This window comes from Myxococcus sp. CA056 (genome assembly GCF_013336715.1).
Classification (GTDB): domain Bacteria; phylum Myxococcota; class Myxococcia; order Myxococcales; family Myxococcaceae; genus Myxococcus; species Myxococcus llanfairpwllgwyngyllgogerychwyrndrobwllllantysiliogogogochensis.
Genome location: NZ_JABUMT010000025.1, coordinates 17,918 through 41,250, shown reverse-complemented (window position 1 = coordinate 41,250; position 23,333 = coordinate 17,918). Strand labels below are relative to the sequence as shown.

The 23,333-nt window shown below is 66.6% G+C and carries 18 protein-coding genes, 1 other RNA gene and 1 pseudogene; 5 read left to right on the top strand and 15 right to left on the bottom strand.

Annotated features, from left to right (window positions below):
- Positions 1-241: 241 nt before the first annotated feature.
- From HUA76_RS44065 to HUA76_RS44055, 3 genes are all read right to left on the bottom strand, one after another.
- Positions 242-514, bottom strand: coding sequence for a vegetative protein (locus tag HUA76_RS44065; RefSeq protein WP_141644253.1), 273 nt, complete (start codon positions 512-514; stop codon positions 242-244).
- A 145-nt stretch (positions 515-659) separates the two neighbouring features.
- Entirely contained in the window at positions 660-1,913 is a 1,254-nt protein-coding gene (locus tag HUA76_RS44060; protein WP_174464345.1) for a S1C family serine protease, read from the bottom strand.
- An 86-nt stretch (positions 1,914-1,999) separates the two neighbouring features.
- Positions 2,000-2,287, bottom strand: a complete 288-nt coding sequence (locus HUA76_RS44055; protein ID WP_174458105.1) for a hypothetical protein — start codon at positions 2,285-2,287, stop codon at positions 2,000-2,002.
- Between the two features lie 95 nt (positions 2,288-2,382).
- On the opposite strand from HUA76_RS44055, the gene HUA76_RS44050 reads away from it, so the two are divergent.
- The gene (locus tag HUA76_RS44050; RefSeq protein ID WP_174464344.1) at positions 2,383-3,459 is read left to right on the top strand and encodes a CFI-box-CTERM domain-containing protein; all 1,077 of its coding nucleotides are present in this window, start codon (positions 2,383-2,385) and stop codon (positions 3,457-3,459) included.
- Between the two features lie 62 nt (positions 3,460-3,521).
- The gene (locus HUA76_RS44045) at positions 3,522-4,034 is read left to right on the top strand and encodes a TlpA disulfide reductase family protein (RefSeq protein ID WP_141644275.1); all 513 of its coding nucleotides are present in this window, start codon (positions 3,522-3,524) and stop codon (positions 4,032-4,034) included.
- A 450-nt stretch (positions 4,035-4,484) separates the two neighbouring features.
- Here the strand turns inward: HUA76_RS44045 and HUA76_RS44040 are convergent, their stop codons facing one another.
- The 3 genes from HUA76_RS44040 to HUA76_RS44030 form a co-directional block, all read right to left on the bottom strand.
- Positions 4,485-6,485, bottom strand: coding sequence for an OmpA family protein (locus HUA76_RS44040; protein WP_254614900.1), 2,001 nt, complete (start codon positions 6,483-6,485; stop codon positions 4,485-4,487).
- A 76-nt stretch (positions 6,486-6,561) separates the two neighbouring features.
- The gene (locus HUA76_RS44035) at positions 6,562-8,172 is read right to left on the bottom strand and encodes a pitrilysin family protein (protein WP_174458103.1); all 1,611 of its coding nucleotides are present in this window, start codon (positions 8,170-8,172) and stop codon (positions 6,562-6,564) included.
- On the bottom strand, positions 8,172-9,533 hold the full coding sequence (locus tag HUA76_RS44030; protein WP_141644258.1) for a pitrilysin family protein: 1,362 nt from the start codon (positions 9,531-9,533) through the stop codon (positions 8,172-8,174). The genes HUA76_RS44035 and HUA76_RS44030 overlap by 1 nt, the downstream gene beginning before the upstream one ends.
- Positions 9,534-9,763: 230 nt before the next feature.
- On the opposite strand from HUA76_RS44030, the gene ssrA reads away from it, so the two are divergent.
- Positions 9,764-10,129, top strand: a transfer-messenger RNA (tmRNA) gene (gene ssrA / locus HUA76_RS44025).
- A gap of 13 nt (positions 10,130-10,142) precedes the next feature.
- Here the strand turns inward: ssrA and HUA76_RS44020 are convergent.
- The 5 genes from HUA76_RS44020 to HUA76_RS44000 all read right to left on the bottom strand — a co-directional run bounded on the left by HUA76_RS44020 (position 10,143) and on the right by HUA76_RS44000 (position 14,816).
- Entirely contained in the window at positions 10,143-11,366 is a 1,224-nt protein-coding gene (locus HUA76_RS44020; protein WP_174464342.1) for a site-specific integrase, read from the bottom strand.
- Positions 11,363-11,563: a helix-turn-helix domain-containing protein gene (locus HUA76_RS44015; protein WP_174464341.1), complete on the bottom strand. Its 201-nt coding sequence runs from the start codon at positions 11,561-11,563 to the stop codon at positions 11,363-11,365. The genes HUA76_RS44020 and HUA76_RS44015 overlap by 4 nt, the downstream gene beginning before the upstream one ends.
- A 5-nt stretch (positions 11,564-11,568) precedes the next feature.
- A complete protein-coding gene (locus HUA76_RS44010) occupies positions 11,569-11,964 on the bottom strand; it encodes a hypothetical protein (RefSeq protein ID WP_254614899.1) in 396 nt (131 codons plus the stop codon).
- A gap of 234 nt (positions 11,965-12,198) precedes the next feature.
- Positions 12,199-14,208, bottom strand: coding sequence for a DNA polymerase I (locus tag HUA76_RS44005; RefSeq protein WP_174464339.1), 2,010 nt, complete (start codon positions 14,206-14,208; stop codon positions 12,199-12,201).
- A gap of 77 nt (positions 14,209-14,285) precedes the next feature.
- Positions 14,286-14,816 carry a hypothetical protein gene (locus HUA76_RS44000; RefSeq protein WP_174464338.1) on the bottom strand — a complete coding sequence of 177 codons (531 nt, stop codon included), beginning with the start codon at positions 14,814-14,816 and terminating at the stop codon, positions 14,286-14,288.
- A gap of 262 nt (positions 14,817-15,078) precedes the next feature.
- On the opposite strand from HUA76_RS44000, the gene HUA76_RS43995 reads away from it, so the two are divergent.
- On the top strand, positions 15,079-15,567 hold the full coding sequence (locus tag HUA76_RS43995; protein ID WP_371823619.1) for an OmpH family outer membrane protein: 489 nt from the start codon (positions 15,079-15,081) through the stop codon (positions 15,565-15,567).
- 113 nt (positions 15,568-15,680) lie between these two features.
- Here the strand turns inward: HUA76_RS43995 and HUA76_RS43990 are convergent, their stop codons facing one another.
- The 4 genes and pseudogenes from HUA76_RS43990 to HUA76_RS43975 form a co-directional block, all read right to left on the bottom strand.
- A complete protein-coding gene (locus HUA76_RS43990; protein WP_174464336.1) occupies positions 15,681-17,597 on the bottom strand; it encodes a helicase in 1,917 nt (638 codons plus the stop codon).
- A gap of 55 nt (positions 17,598-17,652) precedes the next feature.
- Positions 17,653-18,906 carry a PD-(D/E)XK nuclease family protein gene (locus HUA76_RS43985; protein WP_371823620.1) on the bottom strand — a complete coding sequence of 418 codons (1,254 nt, stop codon included), beginning with the start codon at positions 18,904-18,906 and terminating at the stop codon, positions 17,653-17,655.
- Positions 18,907-19,030: 124 nt separating this feature from the next.
- Positions 19,031-19,462 (bottom strand): annotated as a pseudogene (locus HUA76_RS43980) (DUF2059 domain-containing protein); the annotation flags it as partial.
- A gap of 337 nt (positions 19,463-19,799) precedes the next feature.
- A complete protein-coding gene (locus HUA76_RS43975) occupies positions 19,800-22,079 on the bottom strand; it encodes a virulence-associated E family protein (RefSeq protein WP_174464333.1) in 2,280 nt (759 codons plus the stop codon).
- Between the two features lie 528 nt (positions 22,080-22,607).
- On the opposite strand from HUA76_RS43975, the gene HUA76_RS43970 reads away from it, so the two are divergent.
- On the top strand, positions 22,608-23,333 hold the full coding sequence (locus HUA76_RS43970) for a sigma-70 family RNA polymerase sigma factor (RefSeq protein ID WP_174464332.1): 726 nt from the start codon (positions 22,608-22,610) through the stop codon (positions 23,331-23,333).

The following is a 23,333-nucleotide window of genomic DNA, read 5'->3' as shown; positions in this document are numbered from 1 at the left end:
GCATGGCCGTGACGGAAGGCTCGGCCCGAGGGCTGCGTGTACGTGGCTGGCACCCCATCTCGCACCTGACTCCACGGGCTGGAGCGGACGGTGATGCGGGCGAGCGCGGACCCGAGGCGAGGCGGAGCGGTGGCTCACGGCCTTCAAGCGGTGGGTCGCGCGGTGGCGCGGGGCACCTCTCCCTGAGGATTCAGTCAGGGAAGAGAAGACCCCGGCGCCGCTGCGAGTACGACGGCGGGACTTAAGCCGCGTCCTTCTTGTACGTCTCGCCGTGGTGCTTCTCGCACAGGCCGGCCTTGAACGTCTTGATGCGGCAACCGTCCTTGGAGCAGGTGCGGTAGCGCGAGTGGGGCAGGTCGCCCTGGCGCCACTGCTTGAAGTGGAAGAAGCAGTAGCTCTTGGCGCGGTAGGGGCGCTTGCAGCCCTCCACGGTGCAAGCCTTCTTGCCACTGCCCTTGGCGGTGCGGGGCCAGTGGGTGAGCTTCTTCTGGGTCGTCGGGGTGGCCTCGGCCATTGTGGAACCTCTCCTGCGAAACGATGCGGGTACCTCGGCGCCACGAGCACGTGGACCATCCGCCGGGTACGAAAAAGGCGCACTGTCTAGCGCCCATGCCACCCGAACGCAAGGAGACGCCGGAAGACCGGTGTCCGCGCGGGTGTCAAGGCGCCGGAGCGCCGTCCTCGGAACCCGGGGCGTTCGGCTCGACTTCCGGGGCCGTGGGAGGGAGCGTCTTTGCTCGGGGAACGGGCGACAGCAGGTCGTCCAGTACGGACTGCGCCCGGGTGGGCCGCCGCCCCTGCCGTCGGGAGGCCAGGGTGGGTGCGGGGGGCTGCTCGCTCGGCATCTCCTCCAGGCGGACCTTGAGCCGCATCGGCTTGCCCAGCCGGTGGATGCGCAGCCGCACGTCATGGCCCACGCCCCGGGCGGCCACCTGCCAGCGCAGGGTGTGAGCCCGCCGCACGCGCCGCGTGTCGAGCCCGATGATGACGTCGCCGTGGAGCAGGCCCGCGCGCTCGCCCGGACCGCCCTCCACCACCTCCGTCACCACCACGCCCTGGCCCTGGCCCAGGTTGAAGGCCTCGGCGACCTCGGGCGAGTAGTCCTGCACGCTGATGCCCAGCCAGCCCCGGCGCACTCGCCCGTGGGCCCGCAGCTGCGGAATCACCGTCTTGGCGATGTCGATGGGGATGGCGAAGCCGATGCCCTGGCCCGCCACGTTGACGGCGTTGGCCACCGCCACCACGTCGCCGTGCAAGTCGAGCACGGGGCCTCCGGAGTTGCCCGGGTTGATGGAGGCGTCCATCTGCATGTAGTCGAAGTCGCCGTCGCGCCCGTTGGGCGTCACGTCCGTGCGGCCCATGAAGCTGACCACGCCCACCGTCACGGAGTGGGAGAGGCCGAACGGGTTGCCGATGACGACAATCCAATCCGCCGAGCGCACGTGCGACGCGGACGCAAGCCGCAGCACGGGCAGCTTTCGCGGGGCCTCGATTTTCAGCAGCGCGCAGTCGGTGCGGGAGTCCTCGCCCACCACCTGCGCGACGTACTCCTCGACGTAGCCGCGCGGGTGCATCACCGAGATGACGACCTCTGACGCTCCCTCCACCACGTGAGCGCTGGTGAGGATGTAGCCGTCGGCGTGGATGATGAAGCCGGAGCCAATGCCCTTCTGGGGCTCCTCGCCCGACACCGACGCTTCGTCCGTCAGTTGTCGGGTGGTGATGGAGACCACCGACGGCATCGCCTTGCGAGCCACGTCACTCAGCGTGGCCCGCTGGTTGTCCAGCGAACGGTTCTGGGCTTCGAGCCACAGACGTCCGCGCCCGCGCCCGGCGGCCTGCACTGGGGTCGCCAGCGCGCACACCAGCGCGGTGAGGATGACGACACTCTTGATGAAAGGCGCCCTGCCCATGCCCCGCCTCCGCCCCGACCGACCGTCCACCACCCACGCAACCTAGGGAGGGGAGACCTGTCGCGGAAGCGGACCTGTCGGCCAGGCTACTTCTTCTGCGCGATGATGCGGTTGACCGCTGCCCGGTCCTCCGCGCTGATGCGCTCGCGCGGGGCGGCGGGCGTCGTGCGGGAGACAGCGCCCTTCGCGTCCTCGTAGGCGTCCTCCAGCCCGTCCTTCATCCGGTCCACGGTGTCCGGCTTGACGGTGCGCTTCCAGGCCCGCTCCATGTGTTGCAAGGGCGTGCGGCCGTCCACCTCTCCCGTCGACAGGAAGATGCCGAGCCCCACCGCGCAGACCGTCCAGACGATGAACTTCAAAGCTCCCATGCTCACAGCCTCCTACGTCTTCTTACATGGGGTGGGGACGGGTGGCCAGTTTCCGACCGCGTGTATGTGATCCGCGCTGACAGGGCGACTCGCGGCACTTAATGTCCGCCGGCTTGCAGCCCGAAGAGCTCTTTCAGGCCGCCCGTGAAAGGGCGGCACAGCTGGACGTGGGGCGTGGAGACGCGGTGGTGGAACGCGTCCGAGCCGCTGCGTCCTCGTTGTTCAGCCGGATTCCCGAGCCGCCGGTGTACCGCCGCGCCGAGGACCCTTCACGCAAGGCGGCGCAGGCGTTGCTGCCGGAGATGGAGAAGGTGTTGGCGGAGGCGCTGGCGGCGGGCAGAGACCCGTCGATGGCGCCCGCGCTGGAGAAGCTGGTGGCCGCGTTGCTCGCGCATGGCGAGGCGCTCTGTCACACGGCGGGCGGGCGGTTGGAGGCGGCCGAGATTGCCTGGCGGCGCGCGCTGGAATTGGAGCGGGCCGCGCATCCCACTCGGCACCTGGTGACGGCGCCTCCGCGTCCTCCGCCGGTGTTCGACAAGTCGGGGGGAGGCTCGCGGTATGACCCTCGGCCCGCGCCGCAGGCGAGCGTGAAGCTCGTGTGTCCCAACACCGGCTGCAAGCGGGTGGGGGACTACGCCTTCCTGACGAGCCACGCGTACAACCGCTTCGTGTGCCCGGTGTGCGGCACGCCGTTCCTGGCGTATTTCGGCGAGCTGCGAGGGTTGGAGGTGGAGGTCCGCCGCAGCTCGAAGCGCTACTTCTTCACGGTGGACGAGGTGGGCACCACCAACTCCTCGCGCATCGAGTTCGAGGAAGCAGGCGGGCAGGAGTTCCCCGCCGCGCGCAGGGATTTGCTCGCGTTCCTCTACACGGAGGCGCGGGAGCTGAAGGTCGTGGTGAACCTCACCAACCAGCGGCTCATGTGGGTGAGCCCCGCGTCCTCGTGCTTCGTGGCGACGGTGGCGTTTGGCGAGGGAGCGCCGGAGCTGGTGGCCTTCCGTGCGTACCGCGATGACGTTCTGCGGAAGAGCGCGCTCGGGCGCGGGTTCATCCGGGGCTACTATCGCTGGGGTCCGGACGTGGCGCGGTGGGTGTCGCGGAGACCGGTGGCCCGAAGCGGAGTGCGCTGGGTGTTGAGTCAGGTGCATGACCGCCTGACCAGGAGTGGATTCTCGTGACGCAGGAAGGAATCGGCGCGCCGCCGCCAGCGAGGCCGCCGAGCGGCGGGACGAAGCTGTTCATGGGCCTGATTGCCGGGCTCGGGTTGGCGGGCGTGGTGTACCTGGGCGTGCTGGAGGCCCGGCGCTCGCAGTTGGTTCCGGATGGCGCGGCGACCCCCTCGTTCGAGCTGCAGCGTCACGAGGGCGGCGTGCTGAAGTTGGAGGACCTCCGCGGCCAGGTGGTGATGCTGGACTTCTGGGCGACGTGGTGCCCTCCGTGTCGAGAGGAGATGCCCGCGCTGGTGAAGCTGGCGAAGGAGTACGAGTCCCAGGGACTCGTCTTCCTGGCGGCCAGTCGGGATGACGGGGACATGGCGCCCCAGCTGGTGGACAACTTCATGCGGCGCCACCTGCCCGACTTGAAGCCCTACGTCGTGTACGCCGGCGACGACATGGCGCGGGCCTTCCAGGTCAGCGCGCTGCCGACGCTCTACTTCCTGGACCGCGAGGGCAAGGTGACGGACGCGCAGCGCGGCGCCCTGTCCGAGGACGCCCTGCGCCGTCGCATCGAGCGGGCGCTCAAGCAACAGTAGCAGCGACTCGCGACGGGACACGCCGCCGCGTCGTGGCCGGACCGCACCCATGAGAAAGGCGCCGATGCCCTCGTGGGACAAGGGCGCGTCGTCCCACTTCATTGCTCGACGACGCGCATGAGAAGGGCGCCGATGTCCTCGTTGGACATGGGCGCCTCATCCCACTTCATGGCCCGACGATGCGCATGAGAAGGGCGCCGATGTCCTCATGGGACAAGGGCGCGTCGCCCCACTTCATGGCCCGACGACGTGCATGCGCAGGGCGCCGATGTCCTCGTGGGACAAGAGTGCGTCGCCCCACTTCATGGCCCGACGACGTGCATGAGCAGGGCGCCGATGTCCTCGTTGGACAAGGGCGCCTCATCCCGCTTCATGGCCCGACGATGCGCATGAGAAAGGCGCCGATGTCCTCGTTGGACATGGGCGCCTCGGTTCTCGACGGTGACCCGACTACTTCCCGGGTGTCTGTGGCGGCGGCTTGGTGTCCGTAGCAGCGGGCTTCGCCGCGGGAGCAGGTGAGCCCGGAGTCGTCGCCGGCTTGCCGTCCGTCGCCGGAGGCTTCGCCGTGGGGGCCGCTCCCGGCGCGGGTGTCGTCGCGCCCGTGGGTTTGCCGGCGGGAGCCGCGCCCGGAGTCACCGGGGCCTGCTTGCCAGCGGGAGGCTGCTGTCCCGCCGGGACGACGGTCTCCCGACCCTCGGTCTCCACTTCGGAGCGCACGAGCTTGAAGTCGACGCGGCGGTTCTTCGCGCGACCCAGCGCGGTGTCGTTGGTGGCGATGGGCCTGTCGAAGCCGAAGCCCTCCGAGCTCAGTCGCTTGCGGTCGATGCTCTTGGACACGAGGTACTCGAGCACCGAGCGCGCACGCTTGTCGGACAGGCCCATGTTGAGCTGCCGCGAGCCCCGGTTGTCCGTGTGGCCTTCGATGAGCACCGGCCCCAGGGTGGGGTTCTTCCGGAGCACCGTCGCCACCTCGTCCAGCAGCGGATAGGAGCGCTTCTGGATGACGGCGGAGCCCGTCTCGAAGAGCACGTTGCCCTTGATGCGGATGCGGTCCGACTCGACGAAGACGTACGGAGGCGAGTCGAACGGGCAGCCGTTGTTCTCCGGCGGGCCGAACTGCTCAGGGCAGTCATCCTCGTTGTCGGGCACTTCGTCGCCGTCCGTGTCCGGGCAGCCGTCGTAGTCCTTGGGGCCGGGCTTGTCCGGGCACTTGTCGAACTCGTCGGTGATGCCGTCGCCGTCGGTGTCCACCTCGGGGCAACCCTTGCGCTCCTTGAGGCCCTTCACGTCGGGGCAGCTGTCCTCGCCGTCCACCACGCCGTCGCCGTCATTGTCCGGGTCGGGGCAGCCGTCGCTGTCCTGGAAGCCGTCCTTGTCCTCGGCCTCGTTGGGGCAGCGGTCCCTCACGTCGGGCACGTTGTCGCCATCGGAGTCCTGGAAGCGCTCGTCGTAGCGCAGCCCGAACATGACGCGCAGGGCCTCGCGCCCGTAGCCGGTGGTGAGGTTGAGGCCCCGGCCTACGTTCAGCTCCAGTCCCCAGTTGCCCCAGATTTTCGCGCGGGCACCGACGAGCAGCTCCCACGGCGTCTTCAGCGAGTCGGACTGGTCGAAGTTGAAGGGGCGCACCAGCGGCGTGCCCAGGTGCATCTCCGCCGTGGCCTGCACGTCCGTGAAGCGGCCCATGTTGGGCAGCTCTCCGATGATGCCGGCGCCGAGCGTCAGCTCGTCGTCCACCAACAGGTTCAGGTACTGCGCATGCTTGCGCAGCTTCACACCCGCGTTGCCCACCACGCGGATGGGGATGGGGAGCACGTCGAAGCGCTGCTCCGCCGCGAGGCGCGGCGCGAAGACGAAGCCCCGCTCACCCGTGAAGCTGTCCGCGTCACCCGTCGGCGCGCGGACCTCCGCGATGAGCGAAAGGCCCACGGGGAACTTCTCGCGGTCCAGCAGATGGATGCGCGGCACCAGTCGGATGTCGCCCAGCGTCGTGCGGCTCACCCCGGCGGCGCCCGGGAAGTCCGGCGCGTCCAGCGCATCTCTCAAGAGATTGAAGTTGTCGCCCTGGAGGAGCGTGAAGGGCAGGTCGATGCCCAGCTCCAATCGCTCATGGAGCTGGTAGGCGAAGAGCAGGTGGGCGTCGAGCCGGTATGGCAGCAGGTCGCCCAGCTTCTCGTCACCCAGCTTCAGGGCGAGGATGCGCCAGTTGAAGTCGAACAGCAGCGCGCCGCGGAAGCTGCCGACGGGCTCGCTGTTGCTCGTGCCCTCCAGCGCGATGCCGCTGTTCTGCGCGGGCGTGGGCTTGACGGGAACGGCGTCGAAGCCTCGGGAGAAGGGGTCGTGTTCCGCGTGGACCGCCGCCGAGGCCAGGAGCAGGCCCATCAGGACGAATCGGACGGCGGAGCCGCTCAGGGGCCGCCACCGTGGAGAGTGGCCGGAGCTGGTGCCTCGCATGATGGCAGCTCATACCATCCGGTCCCGAGGGGCGGAAACAAATGACCCACCCCTCGGGGCAAAATACAGCCCTGCGCTACTTCTCCATGAAGGACTGCGCGGGAATGACGGTGATGGCGTCCGGGCTCACGGGGAGCTTGTAGGGGACGATGACCTTGTCCAGCGCCAGCAGCTCCTGGGACTTGTCGGACGCGTAGGTGATGGGTGAGGGCTGTCCGGTGCGCAGGGCGTCGGCGAGCTTCTCCGCGTCCTGGGTGACGAAGGCGAAGTTGAGGCCCGTGGGGTGGAGCCGGCGGCGCAGCACCTCCTGCACGGACTGGGGCGTCATCTTCGTGAGCGCCTGGCGGTACTGCTCCAGGAAGTCAGGCGTGCCGTAGAACAGCGAGTCGATGGCGTAGCCCAGCCGGCGCGGGTCCGTCTGCTCCCAGAGGCGCGAGTAGCCCTGGAGGAAGCCACGCATCAAGTCGAAGCGCTCCTGCGGGATGGGCTCCTTGACGAGCTGGTCCATGAAGTACACCGCGCCGCGCGTGGCGAACATCGCGTTGCCGGGTTCCACCGGGCGAATCCACAGCGTGAGGTCCTGCTGGGTGCGCGCGATGTTGGTGCGGTTGTAGGTGGTGCCCGGGTCCTCGATGAAGTGCTCGGCGTAGGCATAGTCGCCGTAGTTGAGGCCGCGCTTCTCGCGCAGCTCGTTGAAGAGCAGGCCGATGGACTGACGGTGCTCGCCCAGGTGCGTGAGCGCGAAGGCCAGCGGGAAGAAGTCGGGGTCGCCTCGGCGCACCGGGTTGACGTAGCCCATGCTGACGGCGGTGGAGAGTGTCTGCTTCTGGATGATGACGGCGCGGCCCGCCGTGGTGGGCAGGGTGGGCAGCGTCACGCGAGGCGCGCCCGTGGCGGGCAGGGTGCCCAGGCGCGACAGCAGCGACTGCTTCAGCGCGTCGTCCACCGCGCCGGCGAGGCCGACGACGAGCCGGTCCTGCGTGAAGACGCGCTGGGCGTGGGCCTTCACGTCGTCCAGGGTGATGGACTTGAGGCCCTGCACGGTGCCGCCGGTGTAGTGCGCGTAGGGGTGGTCCTTGTAGATGAGCGCATCGAGCGCGACCTTGCCGAGCCCCTCGTCATTGGCGCTGCGCAGGCCGTTCTCCACGTCGCTGACGGCGTTGGCGCGCAGGCGCTCCAACTCGGAGGTGTCCAGGCGGGGCGCGAGCAGCACGTCGGTGAAGATGTCGAGGTAGCGCGGCAGGAAGTCCTTGTGGACGCGTCCGGAGAAGGTGGTGAACTCCTTGTCCGTGGAGGCCTCCAACTCGGCGGCCATGGGGAAGAGCGCCTCGAGCAACTGCGCGGAGGTGAGCTTCCGCGTGCCGCCCTCGGCCATCAGCGAGGCGGTGAGCGCGGTGAGGCCTTCCTTGCCCTTCGGGTCATCGATGGAGCCCGTGTGGAAGACGAGCCGGAAGGTGATGATGGGCGTGTCCGGGCGAGCGAGGACCACCAGCTCCAGCGGCTTGGGCTGCTTCAAGGGGACGACGGGCACTTCCTTCGGGGCCGCCGGGGTCTTCTCGGCGGTGGAAGGTGTGGCCGGAGTCTCCGTCGTGGCGGGAGGGGTCGTCTCGGGCGCGGGCTTCGGCGTGGAGGCGCAGCCGGCGAGGGACAAGAGGGCGGTGAGGGACAGCAGGGCCTTGGCGTTCATCACTTCGTCCCTCCGGCGGCATCGACCTTGGGCGTGAGGCTGAGCTGGGTGAGGTTGGTGGCCTTGAGGTAGCGCTTGGTGAAGTCGGACAGCTGCGCGGGCGTCACCTTGGCCAGATTGGCGAGCTGGCGCTGGAATCCATCCGGAGTGCCGAGGATGCCGGCGTACCAGCCGAGCTGGATGCCCACCTCGCGCGGCGTCTGGAGGGCCATCAGGGCGCCATAGCGCGCGTTGTCCTGGATGGCCTTGACGCGGGCGGCGTCGACCTTGCCGGCGGCGAGCCTGCTGACCTCCTGGAGCAGGGCCAGGCGCACGCGCTCACGGTCCTTCTCGTCCTTGAGGGTGGCAGTGAGGGTGAAGAGGTGCGGGTCGCGGTGCTCGGAGTAGTCGCTGCCAATGGCCTCGACGAGCTGCTTCTCGAGGACGAGCTGCTTGTAGGCGGGGCTGGTGGGGCCGACGAGGTATGCCACGAGCACCGTCTGCAGGGCGGAGTCAGCGGTGTTGGCGGACGCTGCGGGCGTGTGCCACGCGAGCACCTGGCGCGGCTGGGTGGGCTGCGGCCAGTCGACGTGGGCGGTGCGCGGCTGCGTCTGCGCGGGCTCGGTGGGGACGGTGATGGTGGACGTCTTGCGGTTCCACGGGCCGTAGTGCTCGCGCACGAGCTTCATCACCTGCGCGTCATCGAAGTCGCCGACGATGAAGAGCATGGCGTTGTCGGGGGTGTACCAGCGCTCGAAGAAGTCGCGGCTGTACTGGTAGGCCTCCGGCATGGCCTTGATGTCGTCGTAGAAGCCGAGCGTGGTGTGACGGTACGTGTGCTTCGTGAAGGCGGCGGCGTTGAGCGTCTCCTCCATCTTGAGGTACGGGGCCGCGGCGTTCTTGTGGTACTCGCCGAGCACCGCGAGCGCCTCGGTGCGGAAGGATGGCTCGGAGTACTCGAGGTTGCGGAAGCGGTCCGCCTCGATGTCGATGAGCTGGGGCAGGCCCGCCGTCGGTCCGTACGAGTAGTACAGGGTGATGTCGTCGGTGGTGAAGGCGTTGTCGTCGAAGCCGAACGTGCCGAGGATGCGCTCGCGCTCGCCTTCGGGGTGACGCTTCGTCCCCTTGAACATCATGTGCTCGAAGAAGTGGGCGAAGCCCGTCTTGCCGGCCTCGACCTCGTTGCGCGAGCCGACGCGCACGACGGTGACGTACGCGACGATTCCCTGGGACGGGTAGGGCACGCGCACGACGGTGAGGCCGTTGGGCAGCTTGTCCGTCTGGAGGGTGTAGGGGAAGGACTGGGTGGCGGCGCTCTTCTGCGCCAGCGCGGGGAGCGCGGTGCCCAGCACGAGCAGGAGGAGGGGAAGCAGTCGTCTCATTCGGGGTCCTCGTGGCCGCTGGGGAGCGCGAGGGCTGTCCGAGCGGGGAGGCGACCCTACGACGGTGAAGCTGGAGGGGAAGCGACTTCCAGGCTGAGTGTCCGCCTTCGTGCGAGAAGGTGAGGTGGTGGACGCTCAGGAGGATTGACGGGGCGCCGTCAGCGGTTAATGTGAGGAAGACGCGGTCGAAGCGGTGGCCGCAAGAGCAGCAGGCAGTCAGTCAACACCCCGGGGGCGACCCGGTTTCGACGGGGGCATAGAAGTTCGAGACGCGTGCCGAGCTTGTCAGGTAGCTCGTAAATCCAACCCGGCAAAGACACAAAAGCCAACGACAACGTTGAGCTCGCGCTGGCTGCCTAAAAACAGCTGTTAGTGCGCGGTCCCCCAGCTCTCGGCCCGTGGGGTTGGGATCGACCGTCATAATGCGGGCTGGCTGCCAAGGGTGCCTGGGCCCGAGGTGGCGAGACCTTTCCAGGACCGGCTTCAGGAATCCCGTCCGTGGGAGTCTTGAGGACGTAGCAAATCGCGGACTACGCACGTAGGGTCGAAGGACCGAAGGCTTTCGGACGAGGGTTCGATTCCCTCCGCCTCCACAGTTTAGCCTTGTAGTTACGGGCAGTTAGACGCTTCAACTGCCCGTGTTGCACGTATGTCGCATTCGGGAACAGAGGGGCGGTCGAGCACAGAGACCGCCTCTCTCCGAGTGTCGGGGCTCAGGTGGGCGTAGCGCATCGTCATTTCGATGGTCGCGTGCCCCATCAGCTCCTGAATCACCTTCAGCGGAACCGCCCTCATCGCAAGGTGGCTCCCGTAGGTGTGCCGCAGGTCGTGCCAGCCGATTTGCCCCTGCTCGCGGGTAATGCCCGCCGCCCGGAGCGCACGACGAAGCGGAGCCTTCATCAGCCCTGCCGTCAGTGGCTGTCCGTCCTCTTGGCAGAAGACGAAGCGACCCCGAAGGTGCCGGTGTGCCTTGAGGGCATCCACCACGGACGCGGGCAAATCGACCGTTCGCTCGCGCCCGCTTTTCGGCAAGTCCTCCACGCCGTTCCAAATCGTCCGGTTGACGTTCAACAGGCTCCGGGTCAGGTCCAGGTCGTTCCATTGGAGCCCCATCAGCTCCCCCTGCCGCAGCCCCGCCTTGAGGGCGACGAGGAGCACGGGACGCCACTCCGGTTCAGCGGCTGCAACGAGCTGCTCGGCTTCCTCAAAGCTCAGGAAGTCGAAATCAGGCTTGGGCACCTTCACGAACAGCTTCACGTGGGGAGCCTTCGCGATGACCTCTTGCTCCTCCGCGACAGCTAGGAGCTTGCTGAGCGACGACAAGACGTTGTTGATGAATTTCTTGCCCAGCGTCTTGGGTGCAGTGTCCTTGCGCTTGCGAATGGCTGCCTTTGTGGGGGCTGCCTTGCGCGCACGAGTAGCCGAGGGCTTCTTCTTCATTGCGGCTTTGAAGTCCTCGATTTGCGCCGGGCCGATGTCATCCAGTGCCATCTCCCCGAAGAACGGAATGATGTGGTTCTCCAGGTGTCGTTGCTGGGTGTCTGCCGTTGAAGCCTTGTTGTTGTTCTCGCTGTAGGTGAGGAATCGCGGCGCGAAATTTGCCAGCGTAGGCGCGCTCCCCTCCTCTTGCTTGCTCTCCTTTCCGAAGGTCCCGTTGAGGAGTGCGCTCCGCAAGTCGCGTTCGTATGCCTCGGCACCCCGACGGGTCTGAACGGGCGAGAACTTCACGACTCGCTGTTTCCGTCCGTCTGCGTGCTGAAACACGAAGTCCACTTGCCACGCCTCCTCTGACTTCCCTTCCTTCGTCGTCCACTTCCGCAATCTGACGCTCATCGTCGACTCCCAAGCGCAGAATCGCGGCCCTTACCCGGGCCGGACTCTACCAGTGCGGCGCGGCGGATGCGGAGGGCTTTCCCGATGCGAACGACCCCCGGCACCTGCCCCAACCGAATCGACTCGTAGAGCGTTTTTCGGTTCACGCGGAGGAGAGCTGCGGCCTCGTCGACGGTGAGGAACTCGGGAGGATGCATGGTGCTCACCTGGGGAAGACCTTCCGGGGCGCGAGTCGGCCGACGACGTGAAGGCCGATGCCAACCGCGTCCCAAACGTTGTGGTGCTTGTCCTGGGCGCGAGGGAGCTGGACGCGAAGGTGTTCATGCGGGCGCTCGCCAAGGCGCGCTTTGATGCGCTCGACCATCACGTCGCCGTCGAGCGTTCCCTTCCACTCGCGAGGCAGGTAGCTCTGTTCCGAGGTGGCCCCCAGGGCACCCGCGACTCGGCCGACGACACCGGCAAGTTCGATGAGGTCGTTCGGGTCGCCCTTGCTCTTGCCGGCCGTGTAGACCTGGGGGCACTCACTCGCGACGGTGATGGAGACGGCCCTACCTGCGGCCCTGAGCGGCTCCAGGTGCGACGAAACGAACGTGGCCACCCCTTCGGCCATACGAGCCCATGCCGGAAGCCCTCGGGCCTTCCGCTCGGCATTCGTGGGCATGCCCGCTGCGAGCAGCTCGCCCGACTCCAAGTCAAAGAGCGCGACACCGCATTCGCGAAGCCCGGGGTCGAGCGCCACGAGGAGCTGTCGCGCAGGGGAAACTGAGGTCATCCGTTGCACCATCCAGAGAGCGCGTGTGCTCCCTAAATGGGTGCGGATTCCGGGCGTGGTTCAGGCTGCGCGCTTCGCGGGTGCCTCCCAGACGAGCAGCCTTCCGGAGCTGTCGCGCACGGTGGCGACGTCCTTCGACATGATGCGGGATAGGGCGGGCTCGGCTTCGATTGCCGGTGCCAGGTCGGGGGTTGTTTCCTTCATCGCCTGTCGCATGAGTTCCGCCTTGCGCTCGGCTGCGTCGTGCAACCGCTGCGGGTCGTCGGCGCGCAGCTCGCTAATCAGCTCGTCGTGCACCATCAGGACGAGTCGCGAGCCGTAGAGAGGCGAGCTGCGTTCGACGTACATCTCGCGACTGACGCGCCACATCGCGCGCTTGCACCCGACGGCCCCGAGGCCCTGAAAGGGCGTGTTGAGAATCTGGGTGTAGCCGCATGCCCCACGCAGGATGTTGGCGCCCGGAATCATCACGTCGGCGAACCCGCCCCCGTAGGTGCGCGACTTCGCCCGGTGCTGTAGCTCGCGCTGCTCGGGCCACGCGTTGAGCCACTTCGTGTCCAGCTCCTTCGCGACCTCGACGCACGCCCGGCAGACCATCTTCGGCTTGCGCTGGACGTGCACGACGACGCGCTCGACACCGCAGACGTCCGCGCGCTTCGCAAGCAGGCAGAACGAAACCCGGTCCTTCGCGCGCGCGTTGTAGACGAGCGAGCCACCCGTCATCCCGCCGCCCTTGCCGAAGTTGAGAATCTTCGCGAGCTGGCGGAAGGCGACCGCGACGGGGTCCTTCGCTTTCACCTTCGCGAGCAGCTCGTCGTAGTTCGCCCGGAGGAACTCGGCCGCGGCAAGGGTGTGGACGTCGAGCCCACTGTTCAGGGCGTCCGCCATCTTCGAGAAGCCGAGTTCCCAGATGGCACGCTGAGCCATGGTGCGAAGCTCAAGCCCGCCGTAGTCGACCGAGCAGTAGACGAACCCGGGCCGGGCCTCGTGGACCTCGCGAATGCCGCCCTTCTGGGGGAGCTGCTGATAGTCGCTGGAGACGCGCGTCGTGGACACCAGCACGTTGAAGCGCGGGTTGATGGGGGCCTCTGTGCCGGCCTCGACGACGCCCAGGTAGGTCGACTTGTACTTGTCGACGCGCCCGCTCTTGCCCAGGTCTTCGAGGAGCACGTCACCCGAGCCGAGCAGCGTGTCGCGGTCCGTCGCAACCTGGCCGTCGGGAAATCGGTCGCTGGGCGCTGTGACGGGAGGTTGCCCGTCATAGGCGGCAGTTACGAGCGAGGCGAGGCGCTTCGAGTCCTTCGTCCCATCGTCGCGGTAGATGCCTGCCGCCTGGAACTTGGCCCGGTTCTCGCTCCACTCTCGCTCGACGCGCTCACGGAGCTGGGCCACCGATGCGCCGTTCGTCCGCAGGCCCCAGATTGAGGCAAGGTGGAGCGCGAACGCGGCGCGCATCTGGTCGGCTTCGGCATGCAGGTTGCCGCCGTTGGGAGCCTCCCGGGCGATGGCCTCCTGCCGCAAGTAGACGTCGACCGTGTAGCGAGCGTCGCGCTTCGGGTACTCCACTGCCTCCTGGGGCCAGCGCTCAACAGGGACGCCGTCGAGTTCTCCGTAGCGCAGGCGCCATGCCTTCGGATTCTTCTTCTCCTCGCTGATGTCGAGCCCCAGGTGACGCTGGACGAGGAGCGCGAGCGGATAGCGGGCGCCCTCGTCATCGTCGAGCTTCCGGCCAGTGGACGGGTCGACGCCGTACATGCCCCGGGCAATGTCGATGAGGGCTTCACGAACCTGGACGCAATGCAGTCGTCCGGCATCGAGCGCCGCGAAGATGGGAGCAACAAGGCGCGGGTCATCCGCCGCCATCACTCCGAGGTCGTAGGGGAGATTCGCGCCGACGATATCGGTGTCGGGGGCGGTGATGGCCTTGCGGAAGAACTGTCGGGCCTGTTCCTTGTCCAGCAGCCGTTCGCTACCGAGTTCGCGCGTCGCGATGCTGCCGCAGACGAGAGGGGGCGCAAGCAAGCCGGGCTGAATCAGCCGCGTCTCCGTGTCGAACGACCAGAGGTTCACGGAATGCCTTGTGGAAAGGGAGAGCGGCCCGTGTCGTGGGCCATCCGCCGACGGGAGGAGCGCCGCCGGACGTCAGGTCAGTAGAGGGCGTCGGCGAGCGCGGGCAGCTTGCTGGCTTTGCGCGACTGCTCGACCTGGGCGAGCTGCTTGTCGTTCAGCTCGACGTGCGTCCAGCGGTAGCCACTGAGCACCTTGCCGGGCAGACCATCCTTCGCGGGGAGCTGCTTCGGGTAGACCTCGCACCGAATCAGGAGGTGGGTGCCCGCCTGCCGCTCGTCGAAGAACTTCTTCAGCGCGGCCGGGTTGGCGAACTCGTACTCCTCGCCACCCACGAGCGCCATCAGGAAGGACTTGAAGCGCCCGCCACCGCCCTTCTTCTGGTCCGAGAGGTTCTCGACGTAGTCGACCGACTCACCGGGCCGGTTCGGCGACTCGCCACCCGGCAAGGGGTCGGACTCCCGGACCTTCAGCTCGGCAATGGCCGAGTCACCCTTGAAGCCTTCCTTCGTCCGGATGACTTCCACTTCGAGCAGGTAGCGCCCGAAGCGCGGATAGCGGCCACCCGCCGCAGCCTGCGCGGTGGCGATCTTCGTCAGTGCGTTGTTCATGTTACGTGGGCCCTTCGGCTTGGGTTGCGTCAGCGGCGAAATGCGCTGACCCCACGTAAATGCGTGCGGATTTTGACAATGGCCCAGGACCCCAGGCTCTGCCCGCGACATAACACCTCAGGCCGGACCCACTAGCGCCTCTGCCGGTAGACACCCTAGCCTAACCTGGAGACGAGAATAAGGCTGTGGGCGACCTGGAAACGCGAAGTGAATAGGGGTCAGGAGCCCATCCGCCTAATGTCCACACATATGTGCATCATTGATGCAAGAGAGAGTTTTGGTCATGACGGCTTCAGTCGACATCCAAACAGCTAAGAAGGTTGCAGTCGTAGACGCAAACAGGATTCTTATGGAATCACCCCAGCTTGAGTTCGCCTCCATGCAACTGAAGAACGAACTTAGGCCTTCCGCAATGAGGTTGAACAAGCTGAAGGAAGATTATGACGCCGAAGCAGGACGTCTGGCCAAAGCTGACGAACAAGGAATGGCCAAGATAAAAATCGAACAAAAGCGCATCGAACTCCTGGCGGAGGCTAAAGAATACGAGACGAATCTTGCCCGCCGCAAGTCCGAGATCTTTAAGGTAACAATGAAAGTCGTTCAAGGTGTCGTGGATGAAATTGCAAGAGAAGCCGGATATGATCTTGTTTTTGACGCCAAGGCATTCGCTACTCCGGACGCCTCTCGCGAATCTGTTTATGACATTAGCGAGCAAGTGCTGGAGCGACTTAAGAGCCTCCCTAGAATGTGAAGATAGAGGCAGAGGAAGAGCGTGACTCAGCATCCGCGGAAGAGGAACCCGAAGACGATGCCTGCTGTCCGCCTTCGCTCGTTCCGTCATCGGTTGCTGAGTTTGTTGGAATGCTACTCAGCCAAAGCCGCGAAACACAGCTTCTGCTGCGTGCCTTCAGTCTGCTCGATGAACCGAGCGAAGTCGCGGGCCTTCTGGAAGGCCCCGACAAGTTCGTCGGTGTGCTGGTACAGCTCCACCTCGACTTCGTCGGCGAGCTGCCCTTGTCGGTGGCACCGGCCGATGGCCTGTTCCCACGCGGCCCCATCTGCTGGCGGGCTCACGAACAGCATTCGCGAGAACATCGTCAGGTTCTTCCCGGTGCCGTGCGCGCGGAGTGACGCGACGATGGAGCGCTTCCCACTCTCCCGGATGATGGTCGCCGACGCTTCCGGGCCACCGCCGTAGAAGGGCACGCCCGCCGCCTTCGCGATGCGCTCACCCAGTTCCGGGAACTCCACCCACACGATTCCCGGCTGTCCCTTGCGTAGCGCCCACTCCGCCGCGTCATTCACAATGAAGTCGGACAGCCACACGGCCTCCGTGACGTGGACGACGCGCTTATGAATCTCGCCCCAGGTGGGCCAGGACACCGCGCTCCACGTCGGCAGGTCTCCGTCATAGGGCGGGGACTGGTGGGCGCGAATCGCGGCACGCACGAGAAGCCCCGGGGAGTCCAGGTGCTCGGCGGGGCGCTTGAGGCGTTCGCGCAGCTCCCGGTTGAACTCCTGCCGGCGTGAGAACCAACGAAGAATCAGCTCGGGGTCCTGCGGCACTCCCTGAATGGCCGGGTAACGCCAACGGTGGAAGAAGCCGCTGGCGAGCTGCCGCGCGCAGACGACCCGTTGCAGCTCGTCGACGAACTCTTCGCCGTCGGGGCGTTGCCCGCCGAGCGCCGTTTGAATGTGGGCGAGCAGTTCGTCGGGCACCTTGCCCGGGTCGCGTGTGCGGATGACCAGCGACATGCCGACGGCGCTTTCGTCGGTCGCCACGACACCCGGGGTCGCGTTGCGCCAGCGCCGATAGGCATCGCGCACCCGACGGCGCTCGCGCTCGGCTTCGTTCTCACCTTCGAGCGGGGCGAGTGGGTGCGACGGGTCGACGAGCTTGAGCAGCTCCCCAGGAGGCGCGACGACATGCCCCGGGTCCAGTGCCGATGCCCACTCCTCGACGACGTGCTGCTTGAGCGGAAGCGGGCTGCCGTTGCGTAGGGCGTACTCCGCGAGGTGGGCGTAGTCCTTGACCGTTCTCGTCGCCAGCGTGCCCGACTGGGCCACGAGACGCGTGTCGGGGTGCTGTTCCAGGTAGCGAAGGAAGCGGCCGGTGCGCGCGCTCTTGCGGTCCTTCAGCTTGTGGGCCTCGTCGCAGACGATGAGGTCCGGCCGGATGCGCGTCAGGAGGTCCGTGCCTTCCTGGGTCGAGAACTTCTCGTAAGTGATGACGTGGAGGACGGGCAAGCCAGGTCGGAACCACCTGCCACCCGCGAGGTTGGGCAAGCGCCAATGCCCGCCGTAGTAGTGCCAGTCAACGTCGATGAGCTGCGCGCGGAGGTTCGAGGGCAGGAGCAACACGGCAACCTTGCACTCAGGCATCACGAGCGGCAGCAGGAGATCAATCAGCGTCTTCCCGTGCCCCACGCCGATGGGAAAGAGCCCGCCACCCGTGCGCGCGGCTTCGCTGAGCGCCAATCGCTGCACGGGGAGGAGCGACGTAGGGCAGCGCTTCCGAAGTGACTCACAGATGCAGCGTGTTCCCGAAGGCGCGCGTAAAGTGCCCTCCATCATCACAAGTGACAAAGCGCGGTGAGTGAACGCCGGGTTCTTGCGCTTCAGGCTGAGCACACGCGCAAGGTCTGGGGACCAGCCAACGGGCTGCCCCTTCGCGATGGTGGCGCGGTCCCCCGTGAGCTTCGCGAGGGCAGCGGGCGCAGCGGTAACGGGGCGCTCGGCAAGAGTCGCCGCGCCCGGGTTCAGCCGGTGGAGTAGTTTCATGCTGGGAAGGGCAAGTGCCCCGCCAGCCGAAGCCGACGGGGCCGGTGAAGTGTTGTCAGCGGATGCCGCGAACGACCACGTCGAAGGACGGTTCGAGGGCTTCGACGATGACCTGCATCAGCTCCGACTGGGCGACCCCGAGCGCGGTGTAGATGCCTGGAGGGGGCAGCTCGGCACGCGCGGCCATCGCGAGCGCCCCTCGCCACTTCCCGAAGCCGAGCGACGAATCGGAGCCCGCGAAGCGCACGTCGTCGACGCCGCCCGCTTCGGCGACCTTGCGGTGCATGTCGTCGACGTAGCCCGTGAGGGACTCGGGACGCGGCCCGTCATGCTTGGTCGGCACACAGTCGACGAAGAGAACGCGCAGGTCGCTCTTGGACGTCGGAGGTGTGAGGGAGAGCTGCTCGGCCTCGGAAGCCTTGCGCGGGCGCCCTCGGCGCTTCGGCGCGGGCTGCTCGGCGACCTCGGGGGCCACCTGGACGGGCGTGGGATGGGGCGCGTCGGGCGGCAGGACGGCGGGCAGGTCAACCGCGGCAACGGTGGTGGGGACGGATTCGGAAGGCTTGCTGAGCAGCTTGTCACGCAGGGACATCGTCTTGTTCTCTCCTGTGAGGCACTTCGCCATGAACGGACACCCGCCGTACTTCGTGCAGGCGGGGCCGTAGTTCGCGGGCACGTCGGCAGCTCGGGCGGCTTGCGCGTGCGCCTTCATCGCTTCGACCTGGGGCTCGACCTTGGTCCGCCACTCGCGCGCGACGTGCCCGACAGGCACGGAGGCGACGACGGACACGGCAAGGCGTTGGCCTCGGGTCTGGTAGTAGAGGTGCTCCAGCTCCAGCTCGCGCAGGCCCGGGAATCGCTCGACCTGGCTGAGTGCCCACGCGGCATAGCCGACCATTTGCAGGCCGGGTTCCGTGTTGGCATCGGCGAGTTGCTCGGGCGTCGCGGCGTTTCTCACGACGTTGCTCGTGAACTTGTGGTCGGTGATTCGCAGGACGCCGTCGGAGGCGAGCTGTCGCGCGTCTACAAGGTCGATGAAGCCGGTGAAGGGGATGCCACCCGCCGTCAGTGGCGGGGCACCGTCGAGAGGCTGTTCGACGAGCAGGTCGGGGCCGGGAGTCGGCAGGAGATGGGCACCCGCCTTCGCGAACGCGCCGAGCACGTCTTCGCCCGTCGACAGGTAGTGCTCAAGCTGGGCGTGTCCTTCGGTGCCGACCTGCTGTGCCCCCGTGGTCGGCTCGGGCAACCGCAACACCTTGGCGAAGTACCAAGCACGGGGGCACAGCTTGTGTTTCTTGAGCTGGGACACGCTCAAGCGCTGGATGACTCCGGCAATGACTGAGTGGGCGCGGTGGGAGCCTTCATTGGTGAGCGTCACCCCACGTAAATGCGTGCGGATTCCGGGTGTGGCTCACGCCAACAAAAGACAGCCCCTAATCGGCGTTCGGGCCGAGTTCCTTGGCCATATTTTCGAGCAGCTTATTAACCACCGGGACGGCGGGTTCGAGGCTCTGTTGAGTAAGCTGGGCCGACTGCTGAGTGACTTTGGGCATCTCTCTCAGAACTTTTTTGCCCAGCGGCGACTCGTAGAACTTGATCAACTCACTCAGCTCGTCCTCGGTGAAGGTCGCCGTGTACAGGTCGACCATCTTCGGCTTGATTTTCTTCCAGCCAATGGCGTTGTCCAGGGCGGCGTTAGCCTTGGCCCGGTAGCTGTCGAGGACCGGGTTTTTCGACCGCGGCGCCTTGGCCTGCTCGAAGCGCTGGGTGAACATCTGATGGACCTGCATGTACACCTGTGTGCCCTGCTTGTCGGCATTGGCCAGGGTTAGGAATTTCTCGGCAGCGGCGTTGTGGCTAGCGGTCATTTCAGTTCCTTCATGCGAGGGATACGGCTACCTCCAAAGTAGGGCATCCTGCGCCTGGGCAGTCATTGGCCCTTTGGGTACTAGTCTGCTCAATAGTCGCCCCACCCAGCGCCAGCGGGCGGCCGGTACGTTGGGCAGAGCAACTTGTTCGCGATAGGCCATGAGCTTCGGAAGTACCCCTCCTCTTTGGAGGCTCAAGGGGCGAGTCTACAGCTCACCCTGAAACACACCGGGGGCCGAGCCTGCTCAATGCGTGCAGGACTCAGGTGCAGTCACTGTAGTCCCCGACTGTGTTGCCTCGGTGCCCATTTGTCGAACTACCTATGGACAGCCCCTAGGGAGCCCCATGCCGCTCCCCGCGCCTTTCGGCAGGAGCGTTCTTCAGTTCGTCCGGTAGGTAGTAGACGAGAGGCCGTGTCCCGTCCCCCATCCGGCGCTGGCCTCGGGTGAAGTGCAACGCCTTGAGGGCCGCGCCGATCTCCCTGGAGATGCGCGGGTCGACCTGGGCGGGGTGAAGGGAAAACGCTTCGACTCCGACGTGAAGAATCGTGACGTCGTTGGGGCGCTTGTCGGCGGGCATCTCCAGGATCCACTTCAGAATGACTTCCTTGCGGCTGTCTCCGGAGTTCTCGGCACGCAGGGCGGCCTGTTGCTCGGCGCCCGCTGCTTCCTCGGACGTGAGCCACCACGACTCACCCTGCCGGAAGCGCACGACGGCTTCGGCCCAGATTTGGTCACGGTCGCGCGTGAGGGCCTCCGTGTCGATGTGGCTGCACTTCACCGGCCAGAAGCGCCGATGGCCCGTCGGGTCCCGCAGGTAGTCGTCCTCGTTGGTCGTCCCCACGAACACGCAGCGACGCGGGGACTTCACGTTGGTGCGTCCGTAGGGCGGCCGGTAGGTGTCTTCCGTCCTGGTGAGGAACGCCTTGAGGGCTTGGTCTTCCGACTTCCGGAAGGTGGTCAGCTCGGCCAGTTCGATGAGCCAATACTGAGAGGCCAGCATCGCACTGTCCTTGTTCGTCACGTCGATGTACGCGTCGGTGAAGTAGCGCCCTCCGAGGATGCGGAACGCGGTCGACTTCCGAAGACCCTGGGGGCCCTCAAGAATCATGACGGTGTCGACCTTGCTCCCGGGCTGGAGGGCGCGGACGACGGCGGAGATGGCGAACTTCGACCCGACGGCCCGCAGGTAACCGGGCTCGCCCCTCGCACCGAAGTACGTGGTGAGCATGTCGTCGAGCCGCGGCGTGCCGTCCCAGACCAGTCCCCCGAGGTACTCGGCGACGGGGTCGTAGCTGTTGCGCTTCGCCACGGCGAGAATCTGCTGCGAGACGGTCAGCGCCTTGGGACGCAAGCCGAGCTGGCCGTAGGAACTCTGCTGAATCCAGTTGGCCACGAGGACGTCCAGCGTCTCCAGGTCAGGATTGGTCCCGAGCGGCCCGCCTTCAATCTCAAGCTGCTTGGTGCTTTCGTTGAAGCGGAGCACGCCACGCCACTCGGGGGAGTTGAGCAGAACCGCGAAGACGTTCGCCTCGCTGTTGCGAATCTTGTTCGTGCCGTCCTTGCCTGGGTCGAGCGCAAGCTTGCTCATCCAGTTGTCGAGGCTAGGAGCGTCTTCCTCCATGCCGGGCGCGTCCTGGGCGGTGGGCTCCGGGGCCTTGCCGCCGAGGGACTTCCAAATGGCGTCGTTCTCCGCGAGTTGGCCGGCGTCCCGTGCTCGGCGACGGTCGCGGTGACGCCGCAGCTTCAACACGGCCTGCTCGCACAGGTGCTCCGTCCCCTCTTTCCAGTCCGTGGCCGCGAAGGACGCGCGGAACAGTTCGACGATGGCCGATTCGGGCGTGCTCAGCGGCAGGACGAATGCCGCGCACGACATGAGGGCGTTCAGGGCCGTGTCTTGCCCGCCAACGGGGGCCAGGGGCTCACCTGCAAGGACTCGGCGCACGATGACGAGGTGCTCGGGCTTGCGGATGCGTCGCAGGAGGGCCCGCAGCTCGTAAAGGTCGGCGGGAGCCCCGACGGGCGCGGACAAATTGGCATGCGCGGGCAGCCCCGACCGGGACATTTCGAGCAGCGCGTCGACGTCGAGGGCCGCCCCTTCGCCACTGAGAGCGAATGGCTCGGCACTCATGGGCGCGTCGGGCAGGAAGTAGATGCGAGCCAGGTCCTTCGTTGCCGGGTCGGCGGGAAGTCCGAGCATGCGGATTGCGGCCTCGCGCACGGAGGGCCACTCGCGCGGGAGCACGGGCCGTGACAGCGGCATGGCGAGCCGCAGGCAGTAGTCATCGGGCGGGCGGTTGCTGTGGGTCGAGTGGAGGGCGTAAGCCAACCCGTTTCGCTCAACGGAGTCGAGGAACGAGAGCTGTTGCGCGTTGAGGTGGTCCAGGTCGAACACCGCCACGGTGACAGCGCGCACGTTCTCACTTCGCCGACGCTCGACGATGTCGACAGGGCTCCAGGCGGGGCCGTTCTTCGCTGGGCAGCCACGGACGCAGGGCGACGTGGGGCACTGACTGCGACGATGGACGACGAGCTTTGCTGACAGCTCGGGCCAGGACAGGTCGACTCCCTTGGGGGTGTTGTCCTGGGCGTTTTCATAGAGCGCGACTCGCACGGGGGCGCCGTGGCGGGCGGCAGAGGCGACTGAAGGTGAAGTGGTCACCCTGCGTAAATGAGTGCGGATTTTTGCGGTGGCTCACGCGGCGAATTTTTCTTCGCGCTGGCAAGCATCAAGCCGGCAGAACCCCTCTGTATAACTCCCTAAGCCAAAGAACATGTAGGAGTAAGAGGAGCGGGGATGTGAACACGCATGAGGTGAGCATGTTCTAGGGATATATACGCGTACCCCCTTTGCCCCTGTCGTAGTTGACGCACTGCTGGGCGCGTGCTCGCTGGGCCACTCGCGGAAGTCGCACGCATTTACAGGGGGAACGACTGCGTGCCGATGGGGCGTCGACGCGCAGCCCAACCGCGAGAGCATTGAAACACCGTGTCTGAGACTGTGTGTGAATCGGGTGGGGTCGGCATGAAGCGTGCTTCCCGCGCGGGGATGTTTCACGCGCCCAAATGTTTCAGGGCCAGCGTTGGGAGGGCCCTTGCACGCTACGGGTACGCCACGGAGGCAGCACAGCAGACTGTCCTCGTGTCGCGCATCATGCAGGCCCGCGAAGATGGGGACGCCGCGCTTGAGCGACTCCTGCTGGCCGAGCTGCTCGTGTCCGTGCGTCCAGTCATCCGCCGCGCCGTCGGGAAGTGCCTGTCGTTCGCGGGCACGCTGGCCCCTGAAGATCTCGAACAGGTCGCCGTGATGGCCGTGCTTCGCACCGTCGACAAGTTCGACCCGACGAGGGGCCGGCAGTCCTTCGGAGAGGTCGCGTACTTCCGTGCTCGAACCGCCTGCGAGCAGTACGCGCGCATGCACGCCAGCGATGTTCACCTGAGCGACGGGGCTCACAAGGGCCGCACCGTGCGTTCAACGTCTGTGACTGGAAGCAACGCCAGTCGAGTCCAGTGCATAGACATACCGTCTCATTTTTCGGACGGTACTCAGGGCTGCAACCCGTTGGTCGATGCGCTGGAATCCGCACTCGGCGAGAGGTCGGGCCGGGATGCCGACGAAGAGACTCCCGAAGCGCTGCTGCTGGCGGCTGAGCGACGAGCCCTCGTCTTCGAGGCCGTGCGGCGACTGGCCCCCGAGCCGCGAGAGTTGGTGTCCCGTGTCTTCGGCATCAACCGCCCCGCGCAATCGGTGCGCTCCGTGGCCGAAGCATGGGGTGCGCCAAAGAGCCGTGTCGACAGGATGCTGGTGCGGGCCCTGGTGGCGCTGCGCGAGCTGATTGCCGACCGGGAGCGAGTGGGGCGGCGTTGA

Coding starts and splice junctions, on each gene's coding strand:
- HUA76_RS44065 (WP_141644253.1), bottom strand. CDS start 514: ATGGCCGAGGCCACCCCGACGACCCAGAAGAAGCTCACCCACTGGCCC.
- HUA76_RS44060 (WP_174464345.1), bottom strand. CDS start 1,913: ATGGGCAGGGCGCCTTTCATCAAGAGTGTCGTCATCCTCACCGCGCTG.
- HUA76_RS44050 (WP_174464344.1), top strand. CDS start 2,383: ATGTCCGCCGGCTTGCAGCCCGAAGAGCTCTTTCAGGCCGCCCGTGAA.
- HUA76_RS44045 (WP_141644275.1), top strand. CDS start 3,522: ATGGGCCTGATTGCCGGGCTCGGGTTGGCGGGCGTGGTGTACCTGGGC.
- HUA76_RS44040 (WP_254614900.1), bottom strand. CDS start 6,485: ATGCGAGGCACCAGCTCCGGCCACTCTCCACGGTGGCGGCCCCTGAGC.
- HUA76_RS44035 (WP_174458103.1), bottom strand. CDS start 8,172: ATGAACGCCAAGGCCCTGCTGTCCCTCACCGCCCTCTTGTCCCTCGCC.
- HUA76_RS44030 (WP_141644258.1), bottom strand. CDS start 9,533: ATGAGACGACTGCTTCCCCTCCTCCTGCTCGTGCTGGGCACCGCGCTC.
- HUA76_RS44020 (WP_174464342.1), bottom strand. CDS start 11,366: ATGAGCGTCAGATTGCGGAAGTGGACGACGAAGGAAGGGAAGTCAGAG.
- HUA76_RS44015 (WP_174464341.1), bottom strand. CDS start 11,563: ATGCATCCTCCCGAGTTCCTCACCGTCGACGAGGCCGCAGCTCTCCTC.
- HUA76_RS44000 (WP_174464338.1), bottom strand. CDS start 14,816: ATGAACAACGCACTGACGAAGATCGCCACCGCGCAGGCTGCGGCGGGT.
- HUA76_RS43995 (WP_371823619.1), top strand. CDS start 15,079: ATGCAAGAGAGAGTTTTGGTCATGACGGCTTCAGTCGACATCCAAACA.
- HUA76_RS43990 (WP_174464336.1), bottom strand. CDS start 17,597: ATGAAACTACTCCACCGGCTGAACCCGGGCGCGGCGACTCTTGCCGAG.